Raw genomic sequence first — 17,655 nt, forward strand, 5'->3', positions numbered from 1 at the left:
GACGATGGCAATGCCGCTGCACACCCTGGTCGACATGGTCAACCGCATTGGAGAGTTCTTCGAATCGATGCCCGATCGGCACGCCGCGCTCGAAGGTATCGCCGATCACCTAAAGCGCTTTTGGGAGCCGCGCATGCGGCGCACGTTGCTCGACGCGCTCGATCGCGGCGTGGATCCGGCGTTGGACGAGTTGATGCCAATCGCGCGCGAGGCCCTTGTTCACTATCGTGACAGGTTAATGCCGGCCACTGCGCCGGCATGACCCGCGCCCCTCACAGCCGGGGAGGCGCTGGCGCACGATGCGCCTGAACGGCGTGCGGCTGCAGCTGCCCGTGCCATGACACGGGCCATGTGCGCGCCGAGCAGCGCGCGCAGGCCACCACGTGTGCGTCCTGTGCCTGTGCGCCACACTCCTGTGCACCCCAATACCATGGCGACGGACGACGCATCCGCTAGAATCCAGAATTTAGTCTACCGGGCAGCGCCCGAATGGAACCCGCGATGCTTTCATCGATAGCCGCAGTCGCGCTAGGCGGCGCGCTCGGCTCGCTGTTGCGCTGGGTGCTCAGCACGCGCTACAACCCCCTGCTTCCCGCGTTACCGCTCGGCACGCTCGCCTCGAATCTGATCGCCGGCTATGTAATAGGCGTGTCCATTGCGTACTTCGGCAAGCATGCGGATCTCGCGCCGGAATGGCGGCTATTCGTCATCACCGGCTTGATGGGCGGCTTGTCGACGTTTTCGACGTTCTCCGCCGAAATCACTGCGCATCTGCAAGCCGGGCGCATCGGCTGGGCGGTCGGCGAGGCCATGATCCATCTCGCCGGCTCGGTGCTGATGACGCTGGCCGGGCTGGCCAGCGTCGCATGGCTTCGCCGCTAATAGCTAGGCTGTTAGCTGTTAGCCAGTCGAGGCTACCGTCGTTTCGCGCGCACGCTGCGTTTGCGCCAGCGCGCCAAACCAATCCTCGCAATAGCGCAGCAGCGCAGGCGCGTCGCTCAGCAGCCGTCCGCGGGCTGCAACGTAGCCGTCCGGACGAACCAGGTAGCAGCACGGGCGCGTGCGTCCGTAGCTAAAGGCCAGCGATGAGGCGGTCTCGCCTGCTACATCGCACGGCTGTGGCGTATCCCTCACCCGCCATGTACGCACGCGCGCACGAAGCAATGCCTCAACCTTGGCAGCAAAACTGCCTAGCGCGCCGGCCTCTTCACGTGCGCGCAGCTCGTCATCGTCGGCTGACGCAAGCATCAGCAAAGTGAAGCTCGCCGGATCGTACAAGTCGAACAGGCGGGCCACATACGGCACCTGGCCGAGCGGGCCATCCATCACGTGCACCAATGCGTCCGGTGCCCGCTCGCCAGCGCGCACGCCCCCGTCGAGCGGACACTCTAACGTCAGCGGGCTGCGCCGGTAATGAGTCGCAAGTTCGCTCACGGCGCGGCGCGCAGCATCCCGAACCGGGCCGAGCGACGCGATCAGCGGCATCAGCCGGTCGCGCACGAGCCGCAGCACGCCGTGCTCGGCCTCGACCAGATGCGTAGCGAAGCTGGTCTGCCGCAGCACGCCGCGCTCAATCGGACTGCGCTCAAGATGGTACGTATCAAGCAAGCGATCCGGCGCACCACCGTTGAGCACCTGCGCCAGTTTCCAGCCCAGGTTCAGCGCCTCGTGGATCCCGATGTTCATCCCCTGCGCACCCGCTGGGCTATGCACGTGCGCAGCGTCTCCGGCCAGGAACACATTGCCGATGCGCAGCCGCTCCACCCTCCGGCTGTGAATGTGGAAATATGAGGACCACGTCAGTTGCGACAGCCGCACCGGCACATGGATGCGGCGCTCGACCCACTGCTGGCATTCATCGAGCGAGGGGCCAGCGTTGCCGTCGTCCGTCCCGCGTTGCCGATCCTCGACGTCGTTGCGCTGCACCGGGTAGTCTCCAGCGCGGCGGCGTTCGGGCTGTGCGCCCGCCCCGGCAGCCGGCGCCGATGTGGCAGGTAGCAGCCCAGTGCGCACCGCCGCCTGGTGCGCCGCGCCGAGCGGCGGCCGGTCCGCGATCAGCCGATAGCGATCACCGCCCAGCGGAAAGACCCCTGCCAATCCGTCGGCAGTGGCAAACAATTGGAATTCATCGACCGGCAATGTCCAATCCACGCGTAGATCCGCCAGCAGAAAGGACTGGTCAAACGCTTCGCCGGCAAACGCGACGTCCAGTAAATGGCGCACCGTGCTGTGCGCGCCGTCGGCGCCGACCAGATACCGTACCCGCTGCGTTTGCACACGCCCATCGGGCAGCCGCAGTGTCGCGTCGATCCCGGCCGCGTCCTGCTGCAGCCCGATCAGTTCGACGCCACGCTCGATGTCCACGCCGAATGTGTGCAGATGCTCAGCGAGAATCCGCTCCGTCTGCGACTGATCGACGAACAGCAGGTAAGGATAGCGGGTCTGCAGCGGGTCAAAATCGAGCCGCAGCAGCGTTTGCCCGTTCGAGTACAGACGGGCGGCGCGGCCCCGATGCCCGATCTCGATGAACGGCTCCACCACGCGATGCAACTCGAACAATTCAAGTGTACGCGCCTGAATCCCGATCGCGCGGGAGGTGGTGGCGGGACACGGCACGCGGTCGATGACGCGCGGCACAATACCCGCGCGCGCTAGGCTCATTGCGGCGGCCAGTCCCGTCGGGCCGGCACCCACGATCAGCACCTGCGGTGGCTGTAGCGAAGAATGGGCCATGCTGCGCTCCATCACTGCTGTTTGGTTCAGTTTAGACCATTGGGCGGTGCTTCCCATCCCGCAGCGCGGTAGCAAAAAATGCGCCTAGCTCGGCGTGCGCGGGCCGGGATGGTGAGCCAGCGCGACGGCGGCCGATACGGCGAATCGCCTCCCAGGCGATCGCGCCTACCGGCCTGGGTTCGCCCAGGCACGCCATATAAGAGATGTCGCACCGCAAACACTGCACGCCGATCCATTATCATCGCGGCTAGCTGGCCGTTCGGCCGATCACCTTTATTGTTGCCCCGTGCCGATGACCCTTTCCGACTTTTTTGATCGCGCCCAAGCCGCGCACCGCGCCGGGCGGCTGCTCGAGGCCGAGCGCGACTACCGCGCGATGCTCGAAGCCGAGCCGGATCACGTGGACACGCTGCACTGGCTCGGCGTGCTGCACCACCAGCGAGGCGAGCATCCGCGCGCCGCGGAATTGGTAGGACGAGCGGCCACGCTGCGGCCCGGCGATGCGGGTGTGCAGCTGAACCTGGGCACGGTGCTGCGCGCGCTGGGCCGCGTGGGCGACGCCATCGCGCGCTTTCGCAACGCATTGCATCTGCAACCCGACTTCGCGCTCGCCCACTACAACCTCGGCAACGCGTGTGCCGCCACCCAGCGGCATGCGGACGCGGCCGACAGCTTCCGGCGGGCCATCGGCTTGCATCGTGCGCGACGGCACGCGGCCGCCACCCTGCGACTGCCATGTTCCATTGCTGAGCCTGCCACGAGTGTTAAACCTTGATGACCAGACGCTGCACGATGCCAGCGTGCCGTATCTGCAAGCGCCGTCCGCGTATCGGCACAAGTGGCAAGGCCGTCTCACACGCCACGCACCCAGCCGGATTGGCCTCGCCTGGTCCGGCCGCATACAGCAAAACGACACCCGAGCCGTGCCGTTCGATGTGCTCAAGCCGTTGCTGGCACTGCCGCAGATTGACTGGTTCGTGCTGCAGCGTGACGGGACTCGCGCCGATCTCGACGCGTTCAACGCGATGCAGGCCACGCACGTGCATCGGCTGGATGGCGCGATCGGCGACTTTGCCGACACCGCCGCCATCATCGAGCAATTGGATGCAGTGGTATCAGTCGACACGTCGATCGCGCATCTGGCCGGCGCGCTGGGCGCGCCACTTTGGTTAATGCTGCCGTTCGCAGCCGACTGGCGCTGGTTTGAGGACCCACACCACACGCCTTGGTATCCACACGCGCGCCTGGTGCGGCAACGCGTGACCGGACGGTGGGACGATGTGGTCGCCCGGGTCCGAGACGAGATCGCCGCCACGACGGCGCACGCACCTAAGCCAGCTTGTACCGATTGCGCGCCGCCTCGCTGCGGTACAGGATCAGCGTCGCGATCAGGCCGCACAGCGCAGCGGCCGACATCCACAGACCCGGCGCCGCCTTGTTGCCGGTCACATGGATCAGGTAGGTCGAGATCGCCGGCGTGAAACCGCCCAGGGTCGTGGCCAGGCTGTACGCGAGCGAAAACCCGGCGGTACGCACGTCGACGGGCATCACCTCGGTCAAGCCGGCCACCATTGCGCCGTTATAGCAGGCGTAGATGAACGAGAGCCACAGCTGCACCACCAGCAACCGCTCGAATGATGGCTGCGCAACCAGCCATTGCATCGCCGGATACGCGCTCACCAGAGCGATCAGCGTGAACGCGATTAGAATCGCGCGGCGCCCGACCCGGTCTGACAGCGCACCACTGACCGGCAGCCAGAACAAGTTTGACAAGCCGATGCAAATTGTCACCACGAGCGTATCCACAGCGGACAGCTTGAGCACCTCCTTGCCAAAGGTGGGGGTGTACGCGGTGATCAGATAAAAAGACACCGTGGTCATGATGACCAGGCCCATGCCGGCGATCACCGTGCGCCAGTTCGCGACCATCGATGCAAAAATCTCGCCCATCGTCGGGCGATGCTTGCGCGCCAAAAACTCGTCCGTCTCCGTCAGCGATCGCCGGATCAGGAACAGAAACGGAACGATCAGGCAACCGATCAGGAAGGGTATCCGCCAGCCCCACTCACCCATTTGGTCGGCCGGCAACACGCGGTTCAGAATCACGCCGAGCAGCGCGGCAAAGACCACCGCCACCTGCTGGCTACCCGACTGCCACGCGCAGTAGAAACCCTTGCGCCCCTTGGTTGCGATCTCCGCCAGATAGACCGATACGCCACCAAGCTCGACTCCAGCGGAGAAGCCTTGCAGCAGCCTGCCAGCCAGCACCAGCGCCGGTGCCGCCAGCCCGATTGTCGCGTAGCCGGGCACGAGCGCCACCGCCGCGGTCCCGACCGCCATCAGCGATAAGGTCAAGATGAGGCCCTTGCGGCGCCCATGATGATCGATGTACGCCCCCAACACGATGGCCCCGAGCGGGCGCATCAGGAAGCCGGCGCCGAACACCGACAACGACAGCATCAGCGACGCGAACGCACTGCCGGCCGGGAAGTACGTCTTCGCAATCGCCGACGCATAGTAGCCGTAGACCATGAAGTCGTACATCTCCAGGAAATTGCCACTGGTCACGCGGAATACGGCACGCGCTTTCGATTCTGACACGGTTGTCGCAGTCATCTGGCCTCCTGAGGGAAAACGTCGTTGGTTAGAAGCGGGTCTCGCGCGCCGCGCGCAGGAACGTATCGAGCAGCGGCGTGCAGTCAAGCAGTTCGGCACCGCCCGCACGGTGGAATTCGGGATGCCACTGGACGCCGACGACGAACGGCGAGCGGCGATAGCGCACGGCCTCCACCAGGCCGTCGTCGGCCGAGATCGCTTCGACGCTCAGGTCGCGCCCGACGCTCTTCACCGCCTGGTGGTGAATCGAGTTGACCAGCGCGTCGCGCTTGCCGGGGAACATGCTGGCCAGCGTCGAACCTTCCGGGAATAGGATGGCATGACGATGCCGGTCGTATTGCTCGTTCACATGGGGCATGGCGTTGGGCAGATCGGTGGCGATGTCCTGATACAGCGTGCCGCCGAACGCGACGTTGATCAATTGGCAACCTCGGCAAATGCCCAGCACCGGCTTGCCCGACTCGATGAATTCATGCAGCAGCTCCAGCTCGTACATGTCCCGCACCCGGTCGCCTGGCCACTCGGGCCGCGCGCCACTATCTGCGTAGGTTTGCGGCGACACGTCGGCGCCGCCTTGCAGCACCAGGCCATCCAGGTGACGGGCATAATCGCGCAGCCTGATGTTGCTAGGATGCAGCATGCCGGCATGCCCGACCGTGGGGATCATCATCACGAGCACGTCACGCGACATCACCCAATGCGCGACGGACTCTTCCAGATATTGCAGCGTCTTACCGCGCAGGCCCTTGCCGCCCAGCTCGGGATGGAAGATGCGCGCCGATACCCCGATGCGCAGCGTACGCTGCGTGATGCGCTGGCCGGCACGGTCGAATAGCTGCCGCGCACGCGCGGCGATGATGCGCCCGAACACGCTCCACGCCGAATCGGACTGTTTCAGGTAATGAGGCCGCGACGCCGGCTCGCGCGCCTCCGCCTGCGGCGGCGGATGAGAGGGCGCGCCGAAGTCGGGCGCCGTTTGATAGAGATCCTTGGACGGCGCGCCCGAGAGCACGCCACCCGCCGTTTCGGCCTCGGGTTGCGACTTGACGGATAAGGCATCGGCGGCCGGCGGCGCAGGCGCCGCACCTTGCGCCACAGGGGCGGCGGCCGCGGATTCAACGAAGCGGGGAGTCGAGTGTTCGCTCATGGTGAATCGTCAGACGTGCAGATCCGCACAGGTTCAGCCAGGGTTCGCGCATTATCCGCCGTTCCCCGCGCACGGGCAAACAACGACCTTCATTCGCATACAATGCGTGCACGGCGTAACGTTTTCCACGACGCCGCTACGACCTCGCATTGCTGCCGAATGGGCTCCGATCATGACTATTTTCCGCACCGCTGATTTCACGCCGCTGCCGCCGTTGTCGGCGCTTGCCGCCGCGCTGCAGGCCGGCACAAGCACCAGCCGCGAGTTGGTCGAGACCGCACTGGAGCGGATCGCCGCGCCGCACGGGCAAGGCCGTTCGGTGTTCATCGAAGTACACGCGCAGGCGGCTCGGCAATGCGCGGATGCGCTGGACAAGCTGCGCGCCGCCGGCACGGTGCTATCACCGTTGATGGGCGTGCCGGTCTCGGTCAAGGACTTGTTCGACATCGCCGGCCAGGTCACTCGCGCGGGCTCGGTCGTGTTGTCCGACGCGCCGCCCGCCCGCGCCGATGCGAGCACGGTCGCACGGCTGCGGCAAGCCGGCGCGGTCATCATCGGACGCACCAACATGACCGAATTCGCCTTCTCCGGCCTGGGACTCAACCCCCACTATGGCACCCCGGCCTCGCCGTGGCAGCGTACCGCCGGCGATGCCGAACACCGCATTGCCGGCGGCTCGTCGTCGGGGGCGGGCGCCTGCGTTGCCGACGGGATGGCCGCGGTCGCGCTCGGCACGGACACCGGCGGCTCGGTCCGCATCCCAGCCGCGTTGTGCGGATTGACCGGCTTCAAGCCAACCGCGCGGCGCATTCCGACCGATGGTGTGCTACCCTTGTCCCCGTCGCTCGACTCGGTCGGTCCCATCGGCTCGTCGGTCGCCTGCTGCGCTATCACCGACCGGATCCTGGCCGGCCTGCCGCCTGTCGTGCCGCCGGCGCGGCCAATCGAAGGGGTGCGGCTCGGCGCGCTGACCAACCTCGTGCTCGACGACATGGACCTGAGCGTGGCGCGCGCCTATGACGACGCCCTCCAGCACCTATCGGCGGCCGGCGCGCGGGTCAGCGAGCTGCGTTTCGCGCCGCTCGAGCGCTTCGCGCAAATCAATCCGCTGCGCCTGCCGTCGATCGAGTCGTTCGCATGGCACCGCAAGCTGATCGAAAACCGCGCCAGCGACTATGACCCGCACGTGCTGGCACGCATCTGTAAGGGCGAGCACGCCAGCGCGGCCGACTATCTCGAGTTGCTGCGCGAGCGAGCCGACATCATCGCGCAGGCCGAGCCGCTATGGCACAGCTTCGATGCCATCGTCTGCCCGACCGTGCCCATCGTGCCGCTGCGCATCGCGGAACTGCAAGCGGATGACGCTGTCTATGCGCGCGTTGACGCAACGATGCTGCGCAACCCGAGCTGGATCAATTTCCTCGACGGCTGCGCGCTGTCGTTGCCGTGCTCGCGTCACGGCGAAGCGCCGGTCGGCCTCATGCTGGCCTCGGGCACTGGTCGCGACGCTGCGCTGCTCATGCTGGGTCGCGCAGTCGAAGCCGTGCTCGCGCCGCTGCGATGACAGCATACCGGCCTGTCCGACGCGTTCCAACGCGTCTCACTGGATAAAACACTATGAATGATTCGTTGAGAATGCGCCGTGAGCGACGTCTGCTAGCCCTGCTGGGACTGGTCTGCGTCGCGCTGTTCAGCGGCGCGTTGTATCTGCAGTACTTTAAGCACCAGGCTCCATGCCCATTGTGCATCATCCAGCGCTACTTCTTCTTGCTAATCGCCGTGTTCGCATTCACCGGCGCGACGCTGCGGGGGTGGCGCAGCATCGCGGTATTGGAGACACTGATCGTCGTCGCAGCGGCCGGCGGGATGGCCGCCGCGATCCAGCATATCGAGGTCCAGGCCAATCCGTCGTTCAGTTGCGGCTTCGACGCACTCGAGCCAATCGTCGATGCGCTGCCGCTCGCCAAGCTGTGGCCCGACGCGTTCAAGGTCGCGGGACTGTGCGAGATACCGTACCCGCCGACCCTCGGACTGAGCCTGCCGCAATGGGGACTTATCGCGTTCGGCCTGATATTCGTGCTCGTCTCGCGCAGTCTGTGGCGCACACGCAAGCTGCGCGCATCGCGCCAAGCATGACGGGGGCAAGGCGTGACGCATGAGGCATGAGACGTGACGCGTCACGCTGCGCATCCAGTATCCCGGTGAGATCTGATCCGCGCAGCACGCAATCACTGCTGTGCGATGCCCCCGTCAACAGCTGCTATCGCCCCATACGCCGTCCGGGAAGCCTTGTCATCGCTGACTTGCCCGGGCCTGCGCGGCGGCCGACATGGCCCCACGCGGCGCGATCCACGAGGCACCGATGGCCTAACCCGCGCCTGGACGAGAACGATGTGCTGGTGTCGATAGTCGATGCCGCGCCGGCAGGCATCTTTTTCTCTTGATGGCAGTTGTCTTTTTTCGTGACGACGCACAAGCCCGCGCTGGACCAAGCGCTTGCGGAGCACACCCTAGAGCGCGACGACTACACGTATTTCGGCATGATCCTATTAAGAACGCAGCGCAGGCCATTCGAGCATCGGTTAGCGGCGTGCGGCATCAACCCTACCCAATTGGCTCGGATGACGTGCCCAAACGGTATCGAGGGCGTAGCAAGCAAGGCGCCCGCATCGATAGCGATCGCCATAGCGGCACAACTGTTGCGTGTGGTAGAACAACGCCATCTCTACACAATTTCACAGTCGCCATGAACCCGATTCTCGCCGACAAGATCACGCACGCGCCGAAAGCGGAGCTGCATATCCATATCGAGGGCTCGCTAGAGCCAGAATTAATTTTCGAGCTGGCCCGCCGCAACGGCGTTGCGCTGCCGTACCCGACAATCCAGGCACTGCGCGACGCGTACGCATTCACCGACCTGCAGTCGTTTCTGGATATTTACTACGCCGGCGCAAGCGTGCTGCTGCACGAACAGGACTTCTACGACATGACCGCGGCATACGTCGAACGCGCCATGGCCGATCACATCGTCCATGCGGAAATCTTCTTCGACCCGCAGACACATATCGAGCGTGGCGTGTCGATCGAGACCATGGTGGCAGGCATGGAGCGGGCGCTGGCGCAGGCCGACGCGCGGGGGTTTTCCAGCAAGCTCATCCCGTGCTTTCTGCGCCATCTGCCGGAAGACCATGCGTTGCAAACGTTCGATGCCGCGCTGCCGATGTTCGAGCAGTATGGGCACAGGCTAATCGGCGTTGGACTGGATTCGTCCGAGTATGGTCATCCCCCGTCCAAGTTCGCGCGCGTGTTCGCCCTCGCGAGGGAGCGAGGCCTGAAGCTGGTCGCCCACGCGGGTGAAGAGGGGCCGCCAGCATACGTCGTCGAGGCGCTCGACGTGCTGGACGTGCATCGCGTCGACCACGGCGTGCGCAGCATCGAGGACGCGGCATTGGTCGCGCGGCTAGCAGACACGCGCATTGCATTGACCGTGTGCCCACTGTCGAATCTGAAGCTGTGCGTCGTCAACGACATGACCGAGCATACGCTGAAGCGGCTGCTGGATGCCGACGTGATGGTGACGATCAATTCCGACGATCCAGCTTATTTCGGCGGCTACATCAACCAAAATTACCTGGCAATTGCCGACGCGCTGAAGCTCACCGACAACGAGTTGTACAAAATCATCCGCAACGGATTCGAGGCATCGTTCATCACCGACGCGCAACGCGCGGCCTACCTGTCATTGCTGGACGCATACTGGCATGCGCCGCAAGCCCAGCCATAACGCACTGAAACGGGACTTAGGAGAAACAAACCATGGAAAGTCAACGCGGCGCGGCAGCCAATGCTTCGCTGCTGGAGCGCTTCTTCGGCGTGCGCGAGAACGGTTCGAGCGTGCGCACCGAGGTGGTGGCCGGCATCACGACGTTTCTGACGTCGATGTACATCATCGTGGTCAATCCTGCCATCCTGTCACAGGCGGGCATCCCATTTTCGGCCGCGCTCAGCGCCACGGTACTAGTTAGCTTCGCCGGCAGTTGCGCGATGGGCTGGTACGCGCGCAATCCGGTGCTGGTCGCGCCCGGCATGGGGATGAATGCGCTGTTTGCGTTCGTCATGGTGCACGCCGGCAAGATGCCGTGGCAAACGGCGCTGGGCTGCGTGTTCTGGGCGGGCGTGCTCTTCGCGGTGATGGCCGCCTTCAACGTGCGTCGGCTCGTGGTCGACGCGATCCCGGCCAATTTGCGGCACGCGCTGTCGTGCGGCATCGGTCTGTTCATCTCGCTGATCGGGCTGGTCAATGCGAAATTCGTGATTTCCGATCCGGTGACCATCGTGCGTGCCGCGTCGCTAAACCCGATTATCGTCACGTTCCTCGCTGGCCTGGCGGTCACCACGGTGCTGGTGGCACGTCGCGTCACCGGTGCGCTGATGATCGGCATTGTCGTCACGACAATCCTGGCGATCCCGATCGGGCGCCTGTGGGGCGACGGCAGCGCGTACTGGCCGGCGTCGATGGCCATACCCACGCTGGTGAACTGGCACGGCCTGGTCGCGGCGCCGGACTTCTCCGCGCTGTGGCAACTGGACCTGGTCGGGGCGCTGAAGGTCGCATACTGGCCGTTTATCTTCGTGATGCTGTTCACTTCATTTTTCGATGCGCTGTCCACCTTCATGGCCGTGTCCAACGCCGGCAACCTGCTGGATGCCGATGGCAACCCGCGCAACATCCGGCAATCGATGATCGTCGACGCGTTCTCGGCACTGGTGTCCGCGCCGCTGGGCACGTCGCCGGCCAACGCCTACATCGAGTCGGCTGCGGGCATTTCCGCGGGCGGGCGCACTGGGCTGGTCGCGGTGGTCGCCGCGGTGTGCTTCCTGCCGTTTCTGTTCCTCTCTCCGCTGCTGGCGCTGGTGCCGGCCATTGCCACCGCCCCGGCGCTCGTGCTGGTCGGCGTGTTCATGATGGAGCCGATCACACGGATCGAATGGCACCGCTTCGATGAGGCGATACCCGCGTTCATCGCGATGATCCTGATTCCGCTCACGTACTCGATTACCGCTGGCATCGCGTATGGCTTTCTGGCTTTTGTCGTGTTGAAGCTGTTCGTCGGCCGGGCCCGCGAGGTCAAGCCAGCCATGTGGGCAAGCGCGGCGCTGTCGGGGCTCATGCTGACCCAACTCTGATTGGCTTTGACCACAGGACAACCATGGTCCAGACTGTTTATCGTGCCAGGCTCCTCGCTTTCGATGCGCCGTTTGATGGCACCTATCCGGGCGCTGAGCAACGGGCGAACTTTAACGAGGACGGCGCGCTGCTTGTCGAGCATGGCCGCGTCGTCGCCAGCGGCGCCTACAACGCCGTCGCACCGCGCATCACCGCGCAGGCAAACATCATCTCGTTGCGCGACAAGCTGATCGTGCCCGGCTTCATCGACACGCACCTGCACTTTGCACAAACCGAGATGATCGCCTCGCCCGCGCCCAGCCTGCTGCCATGGTTGCAGACGTGGACCTTCCCAGCCGAGCGCCGCTTCGAGGACGCGGCCTACGCACGCGAGGTCGCCGACTTTTTCCTGGACCAGCTGCTGGCGGCCGGCACGACCAGCGCGGCAGTGTATTGCAGCGTGCATCCGCAATCGGCGCACGCGTTGTTCGAGGCCAGCCACGCGCGGAACCTGCGGCTCATTGCCGGCAAGGTGCTGATGGACCGCAACTGCCCGCCGTTCCTGCGCGATACCGCGCAAAGCGGCTATGACGACAGCTTGGCGCTAATGACACGCTGGCACGGTACCGGACGCCAGTTGTACGCGTTGACGCCGCGCTTTGCGCCGACCTCGACGCCGGCACAACTGGACGCATGCCGCACGCTGGCCGCCGCCCACCCAAACGTATTCATTCAAAGCCATGTGGCCGAGAACACCGACGAGATCGCCTGGGTCACGCAGCTGTTTCCCGGGCACCGCAGCTACCTGGACGTCTACGAGCACTACGGGTTGCTAAGGCGCCGCGCAATCTACGGCCATTGCATCCATCTGGATAATGTCGACCGCGCCCGCATGGCCGCCTGCGGCGCGCTCGCGTCGCACTGCCCCACCTCAAACCTGTTCCTGGGTAGCGGCCTGTTCGACTTTGAAGCGGCCGACGCCACCAACATGCCGGTCGCTTTGGGTAGCGACGTCGGCGCAGGAACCTCGTTCTCGATGCTGCAGACGATGAACGAGGCCCACAAGATCGCGCGCCTGCGCGGGTACCATCTAAGCGCGTTGCGCATGTTCTGGCTGGCCACCGCCGCGGCCGCGCACGCACTCGGGTTGGCCGAGCGCATTGGCACGCTGGCGGCGGGCACCGAGGCGGATTTTATCGTGCTGGACCCGGCTGCCACCGCGCTGCTCGCGCGCCGCACCGCGCAGGCGGACTCGCTCGAAGCACTGCTGTTCGCGTTCGCGCTGCTCGGCGATGATCGTGCGGTCGCGCACACGTATGCCGCAGGCCGCCTGGTCCATTCAAGGGCTGCGCCGCCCAAACCTGCAATCCAGCTGCGATAAGACCGATGATCCACGCACTGCCGGAACAGGCCGGGCAGCGCGTGAATCGTCGTTTGTACATCCACGGCCTGCGAATCACCTCATTGATGACCGAAGCTTTCCTCGTTTGCGCCGGCGGCGTCGCCCTCGCCGAAATCGGCGACAAGACACAACTGCTGTCCCTCGTGCTTGCCGCTCGCTATCGCAAGCCCTGGCCGATCGTGTTCGGCGTGCTAGCCGCCACGCTGGCGAACCATGCCGGCGCCGGCGCGCTCGGCCAATGGCTGTCGTCGCTGCTCACGCCCGGCGCGATGCGCTGGGCGCTCGCGCTGTCGTTCATCGCAATGGGCGCGTGGGTGCTGGTGCCAGATCGATGGCGCGCCGAAGACGCGCGGCCCGTGCGGACCCGGCTGGGCATCTTTGGCACGACGGCGCTGACGTTCTTTATCGCGGAAATGGGCGACAAAACGCAGATTGCGACGATCGCACTGGCCGCGCGATTCCACGACCTGCCAAGCGTGGTCATCGGCACCACGCTTGGCATGATGCTCGCCAACGTGCCAGCGATTTTCCTGGGCGAGCGTTTTGCCCACCGGTTGCCCACCACCGCGGTGCATGCAGTGGCCGCGGTCATGTTCATCGCGCTCGGCGTGCTGGCCCTGTGCGGCGTCGGCCTCAGTAGCCAATGACCCCCGTTGAGCCGCCCGCGCTCAGCCCCCACGTTTGGCGCTCAGCGCCCCGCGCTCGGCGACACAGCCGGGGCCGGCTACTCGCCGAGCATCGGCGAGTCTGACGGAACAGCGTTGCGCATCGGCGAGTCCGACGGAGCGTCGTCGCGCATCGGAGACGCGTCCGCAGCAGCCTTCTCGTGAGACGACAGCGGCACACCGCCCGTCGTCTGACCGCGCCGCTCGGCGGGCAGGCGCACCTGCCGAGTCGTGCCGTTCTGCAACGGGAAGTCGGCCAGCGCGCTGCGTATCAAGTATGGCATGGCGAGCGGCAGCGACTGGCGCGCGGTCGGCGTCGTCGCCGTGACCTTGTACCTCTCCTTGCCGCTCGTGCGCTCCGTCATGCGGATCGTCAGGCTCTGCACGAACACGGGCCATGCCGTATCGACGTAGGTCGGCATCATGCCGAATGGCCCCCACGGGCCAAATCGTCCCCATCCCGGCCACCATGGATCGGTATAGACCGGTTGCTGCACGACAATGCTGCCGGCGTGCGTGCCATAGGCCAGTTCGACGTCATAGTGGGCACTGGCTGGCGCCACCTGCCGGAAATGGTAGTGCGACAGCTCGTCAGCGAGCTGCATCTCATAGGTGCGCTGCTCGATACTGTTCTGCTGCTGCGCATCGCGCTTGAATGCAAAAGTGCGGTCGCGGTCCGAGGCGTTGGGGCGCCACGCATTGAAAGCGATCACGTCCGAAGTCACATAGCTAGCGCATCCTGACAGCACCAGCATCGCAAGCAAGCCGGCCGCCCATGGACGCCCACGAGTCATGCGCTGCGAAAATCGTCTGAACATCATGGTTTTCCTTAGATTTGGCCTTCGTGCCGGCCGCCCGGCGAAATACCCGCGACACAAGACCATTATCTATTTTGTACAATCGTCGGATCAATAGGTCCACGGCCTCGCCGCGGCCACCCAAAACCTTAGACACCGGATCGCGCCATGCTTTCCCGACGCGGCGCGTGACGCCGTGCGACGGCGCGGCCCGGACCCCTTGCCATTAAACCGCCTTTCGACGGATACGCCATGTCCAAGCCTGTTGAAGCCACCGTCATCCGCCGTGCGGATTACACACCGCCCGCGTTTCTGATCGACACCGTGGAACTGGAATTCGATCTCGTGCCGGAGCGCACACTGGTGCGCAGCACATTGCGCGTGCGGCGCAATCCGCAGGCCAGCGACGCTGCCGCCGACCTCGAATTGGCCGGCGAGGCATTGGAGTTGCTGTCGCTGACCGTCGATGCCCGCCCGCACGATGCGGTAACGGTGCACGACGGCGGGCTCGTCGTGGCAAACGTGCCGGAGGCGTTTGAACTAGTCATCGAGAACGCGTGCTGCCCCGCCGATAACACGACGTTATCGGGCCTTTATGTCTCCAATGGCAATTTTTTCACCCAGTGCGAAGCTGAGGGCTTTCGTCGCATCACATACTTCCTGGACCGGCCTGACGTGATGGCGACCTACCGCGTCACATTACGCGCCGACCAAGCCGCTTATCCGGTGCTGTTATCCAATGGCAACCTAGTGGACAGCGGCACGCTGCCGCACGGCCGGCATTATGCGAAGTGGGAGGATCCGTTCCGCAAGCCGAGCTACTTGTTCGCGCTGGTCGCCGGCAAGCTCGTTGCCCGCGAGCAGACGATAACGACGCGCTCGGGCAAGGAGAAGCTGCTGCAAGTATGGGTCGAGCCGCATGACCTGGACAAAACCGGTTACGCGCTCGATTCGCTGGTGCGCGCGATTCGCTGGGATGAGCAGCGCTTCGGGCTCGAGTTGGACCTGGACCGCTTCATGATTGTCGCCGTCGGCGATTTCAACATGGGCGCAATGGAGAACAAGGGACTGAACATCTTCAATACGAAGTACGTGCTCGCGAACGCACAGACCGCGACCGACATCGACTTCGCGAACATCGAATCGGTCGTCGGGCATGAGTACTTCCATAACTGGACCGGCAATCGCGTGACCTGCCGTGACTGGTTCCAGCTCAGCCTCAAGGAAGGGCTCACAGTGTTCCGCGACCAGGAGTTCTCCGCCGACATGGCGGGCGGCGCCACCGATCCGGCCGCCGCCGCAGTCAAGCGCATTGATGACGTACGCGTGCTGCGGCAGATGCAGTTTGCCGAGGATGCCGGCCCGATGGCGCATCCAGTGCGCCCGGAAAGCTATGTTGAGATCAATAACTTTTACACGGTCACCGTCTACGAGAAAGGGGCGGAAGTCGTGCGGATGTACCAGACGCTATTCGGGCGCGACGGCTTGCGCCGAGGCATGGACCTGTATTTTGAACGGCATGATGGCCAGGCGGTGACCTGTGATGATTTTCGCGCTGCGATGGCTGACGCAAACCACCGGGATCTGGCCCAATTCGAGCGCTGGTACAGTCAGGCCGGCACGCCCCGCGTGACGGTGCGCACCGCGTATGATCCGATGGCCCGCACCTTTACATTGACGCTGGTGCAGCACTATGGGGAATCGTCGCCGCAGGCGGCGCAAACGCAAAAGGGGCCGCTGCTGATCCCGTTCGCGCTCGGCCTGGTCAACGCGCAAGGGCACGACATGCCGCTACGCCTGCAAGGTGAGCCAGCCAACGCCGGTGCAGCAACCACGCGCGTGCTCGAGCTTACCGGCACAAAGCAGTCCTTCACGTTTGTCGACGTCGCAGAAAAGCCACTGCCGTCGCTGTTGCGCAATTTCTCCGCGCCGGTGATCGTCGAATACGACTATACATCCGACGAACTCGCGTTCCTGCTCGCACATGACAGTGATCCATTCAACCGCTGGGAGGCCGGGCAGCGCCTAGCCACACGCGCGTTGCTGTCGCTGGCCACACAGGTGCAGCAACACGGACCGCTCGAGCTACCGGCGGCGTTCATTGCCGCATTCGGCGCCGTGCTGCGCGACGCATCGTTGTCGCCGGCGTTCCGCGAACAAGCGCTGACCCTGCCGTCCGAGATCTATTTGGCCGAGCAAATGGACGAAGCCGATCCGGCCGCCGTCCACCAGGCGCGTCAATTCGTGCGCCGCAGGCTGGCAGCCGCGCTACGCGAGGATTGGCTCGCCGCATACGACATGCACCGCACGCCGGGCGAGTACGATCCGAACCCGGCCGATGCCGGCAAGCGTGCGCTGAAGAACCTGGCGCTACACTACCTCGCGGAACTGGACGATCCGACGCACGCGTTGCGGCTCGCCCGCGCGCAGTTCGACGAGGCTAACAACATGACCGACCGCGCTGCCGCGCTCGCCACGCTGATCACGTTGCGCGCGAACGCGCCCGCCCACGCGCAAGCTGCAGCGCAGGCCGCGCTCGACGCGTTCTACCGCCGCCATGAGGGCGACGCACTGGTGATCGACAAATGGTTCGCGTTGCAGACTCAACAACGCGGCGGCGCAGGCCGGCGCACCCTCGACACGGTGCGTGAGCTGATGCGGCACCCAGCCTTTAACTTGAAAAATCCGAACCGGGCCCGCGCGTTGATCTTCGGCTTCTGCACGGCCAACCCGGATCAATTCCATCTGCCAGACGGCTCCGGCTACGCGTTCTGGGCCGAGCAGGTCATCGCGCTCGACGCAATCAATCCGCAGGTTGCCGCCCGCTTGGCCCGCTCGTTGGAGCGTTGGCGCAAGTTCGTGCCGGCGCTGCGCGAGCCGATGCGTACGGCGCTGGAAAAGGTCGCCGCCAACGCAAGTTCGAAAGACGTGCGCGAAATCGTCGACAAGGCCCTAGCGTAGCCGTTGCTTACAGTGTCGGCGGTGCAGTGCCGCCGCCGAGACTTCGTATCGACGATGCGCGAGACCAGTCCGTTGGGCCTGTCCCAAATCGAATTGTTATAGCGCAGGCTCGCCAACGCACCGACGCGCCACACCGCCCATGTAGAATGGCGGCCATGTAGATCGCG

13 protein-coding genes and 2 pseudogenes are annotated in these 17,655 nt (G+C 64.8%); 11 read left to right on the forward strand and 4 right to left on the reverse strand.

The annotated features are described in order from the left end of the window. Positions 1-10 precede the first annotated feature (10 nt). Both IHE30_RS03830 and crcB read left to right on the forward strand, forming a co-directional pair. Entirely contained in the window at positions 11-262 is a 252-nt protein-coding gene (locus IHE30_RS03830) for a formate dehydrogenase subunit delta (RefSeq protein ID WP_337689020.1), read from the forward strand. A 239-nt stretch (positions 263-501) separates the two neighbouring features. Further along, complete coding sequence (crcB, locus tag IHE30_RS03835; protein WP_337688906.1) at positions 502-882, forward strand: fluoride efflux transporter CrcB; 381 nt, start codon at positions 502-504, stop codon at positions 880-882. An 18-nt stretch (positions 883-900) separates the two neighbouring features. Here the strand turns inward: crcB and IHE30_RS03840 are convergent, their stop codons facing one another. After that, complete coding sequence (locus IHE30_RS03840; protein WP_337688908.1) at positions 901-2,733, reverse strand: FAD-dependent monooxygenase; 1,833 nt, start codon at positions 2,731-2,733, stop codon at positions 901-903. 292 nt (positions 2,734-3,025) lie between these two features. Here IHE30_RS03840 and IHE30_RS03845 point away from each other — a divergent pair. After that, a pseudogene (locus tag IHE30_RS03845) lies at positions 3,026-4,043 on the forward strand (tetratricopeptide repeat protein); the annotation flags it as partial. A 19-nt stretch (positions 4,044-4,062) separates the two neighbouring features. Here IHE30_RS03845 and IHE30_RS03850 read toward each other — a convergent pair. Together IHE30_RS03850 and IHE30_RS03855 are read right to left on the reverse strand one after the other, a co-directional pair. Beyond that, complete coding sequence (locus IHE30_RS03850) at positions 4,063-5,349, reverse strand: MFS transporter (protein ID WP_337688911.1); 1,287 nt, start codon at positions 5,347-5,349, stop codon at positions 4,063-4,065. A gap of 28 nt (positions 5,350-5,377) precedes the next feature. Then, positions 5,378-6,325, reverse strand: a pseudogene (locus IHE30_RS03855) (gamma-glutamyl-gamma-aminobutyrate hydrolase family protein); the annotation flags it as partial. 343 nt (positions 6,326-6,668) lie between these two features. Between IHE30_RS03855 and IHE30_RS03860 the strand changes: the two are divergent. From IHE30_RS03860 to IHE30_RS03890, 7 genes are all read left to right on the forward strand, one after another. Then, entirely contained in the window at positions 6,669-8,060 is a 1,392-nt protein-coding gene (locus IHE30_RS03860; protein WP_337688913.1) for an amidase, read from the forward strand. A 53-nt stretch (positions 8,061-8,113) separates the two neighbouring features. Continuing rightward, on the forward strand, positions 8,114-8,632 hold the full coding sequence (locus tag IHE30_RS03865) for a disulfide bond formation protein B (RefSeq protein ID WP_337688914.1): 519 nt from the start codon (positions 8,114-8,116) through the stop codon (positions 8,630-8,632). Between the two features lie 314 nt (positions 8,633-8,946). Beyond that, a complete protein-coding gene (locus IHE30_RS03870; protein ID WP_337688916.1) occupies positions 8,947-9,246 on the forward strand; it encodes an XdhC family protein in 300 nt (99 codons plus the stop codon). Continuing rightward, on the forward strand, positions 9,243-10,280 hold the full coding sequence (locus tag IHE30_RS03875; RefSeq protein ID WP_337688918.1) for an adenosine deaminase: 1,038 nt from the start codon (positions 9,243-9,245) through the stop codon (positions 10,278-10,280). The genes IHE30_RS03870 and IHE30_RS03875 overlap by 4 nt, the downstream gene beginning before the upstream one ends. A gap of 32 nt (positions 10,281-10,312) precedes the next feature. Continuing rightward, the gene (locus IHE30_RS03880) at positions 10,313-11,683 is read left to right on the forward strand and encodes an NCS2 family permease (RefSeq protein ID WP_337688920.1); all 1,371 of its coding nucleotides are present in this window, start codon (positions 10,313-10,315) and stop codon (positions 11,681-11,683) included. Positions 11,684-11,706: 23 nt separating this feature from the next. Continuing rightward, positions 11,707-13,044 (forward strand): guanine deaminase, encoded by a 1,338-nt coding sequence (guaD, locus tag IHE30_RS03885; protein WP_337688922.1) that lies wholly within the window; start codon positions 11,707-11,709, stop codon positions 13,042-13,044. 86 nt (positions 13,045-13,130) lie between these two features. Next, complete coding sequence (locus IHE30_RS03890; RefSeq protein ID WP_337689023.1) at positions 13,131-13,712, forward strand: TMEM165/GDT1 family protein; 582 nt, start codon at positions 13,131-13,133, stop codon at positions 13,710-13,712. Positions 13,713-13,789: 77 nt separating this feature from the next. Here the strand turns inward: IHE30_RS03890 and IHE30_RS03895 are convergent, their stop codons facing one another. Beyond that, positions 13,790-14,551, reverse strand: coding sequence for a DUF4136 domain-containing protein (locus IHE30_RS03895; RefSeq protein WP_337688924.1), 762 nt, complete (start codon positions 14,549-14,551; stop codon positions 13,790-13,792). 228 nt (positions 14,552-14,779) lie between these two features. On the opposite strand from IHE30_RS03895, the gene pepN reads away from it, so the two are divergent. Further along, positions 14,780-17,488, forward strand: coding sequence for an aminopeptidase N (gene pepN / locus IHE30_RS03900; protein WP_337688925.1), 2,709 nt, complete (start codon positions 14,780-14,782; stop codon positions 17,486-17,488). The last annotated feature ends 167 nt before the right edge of the window (positions 17,489-17,655 follow it).

It is taken from the genome of Mycetohabitans sp. B46 (assembly GCF_037389205.1).
Lineage (GTDB): Bacteria > Pseudomonadota > Gammaproteobacteria > Burkholderiales > Burkholderiaceae > Mycetohabitans.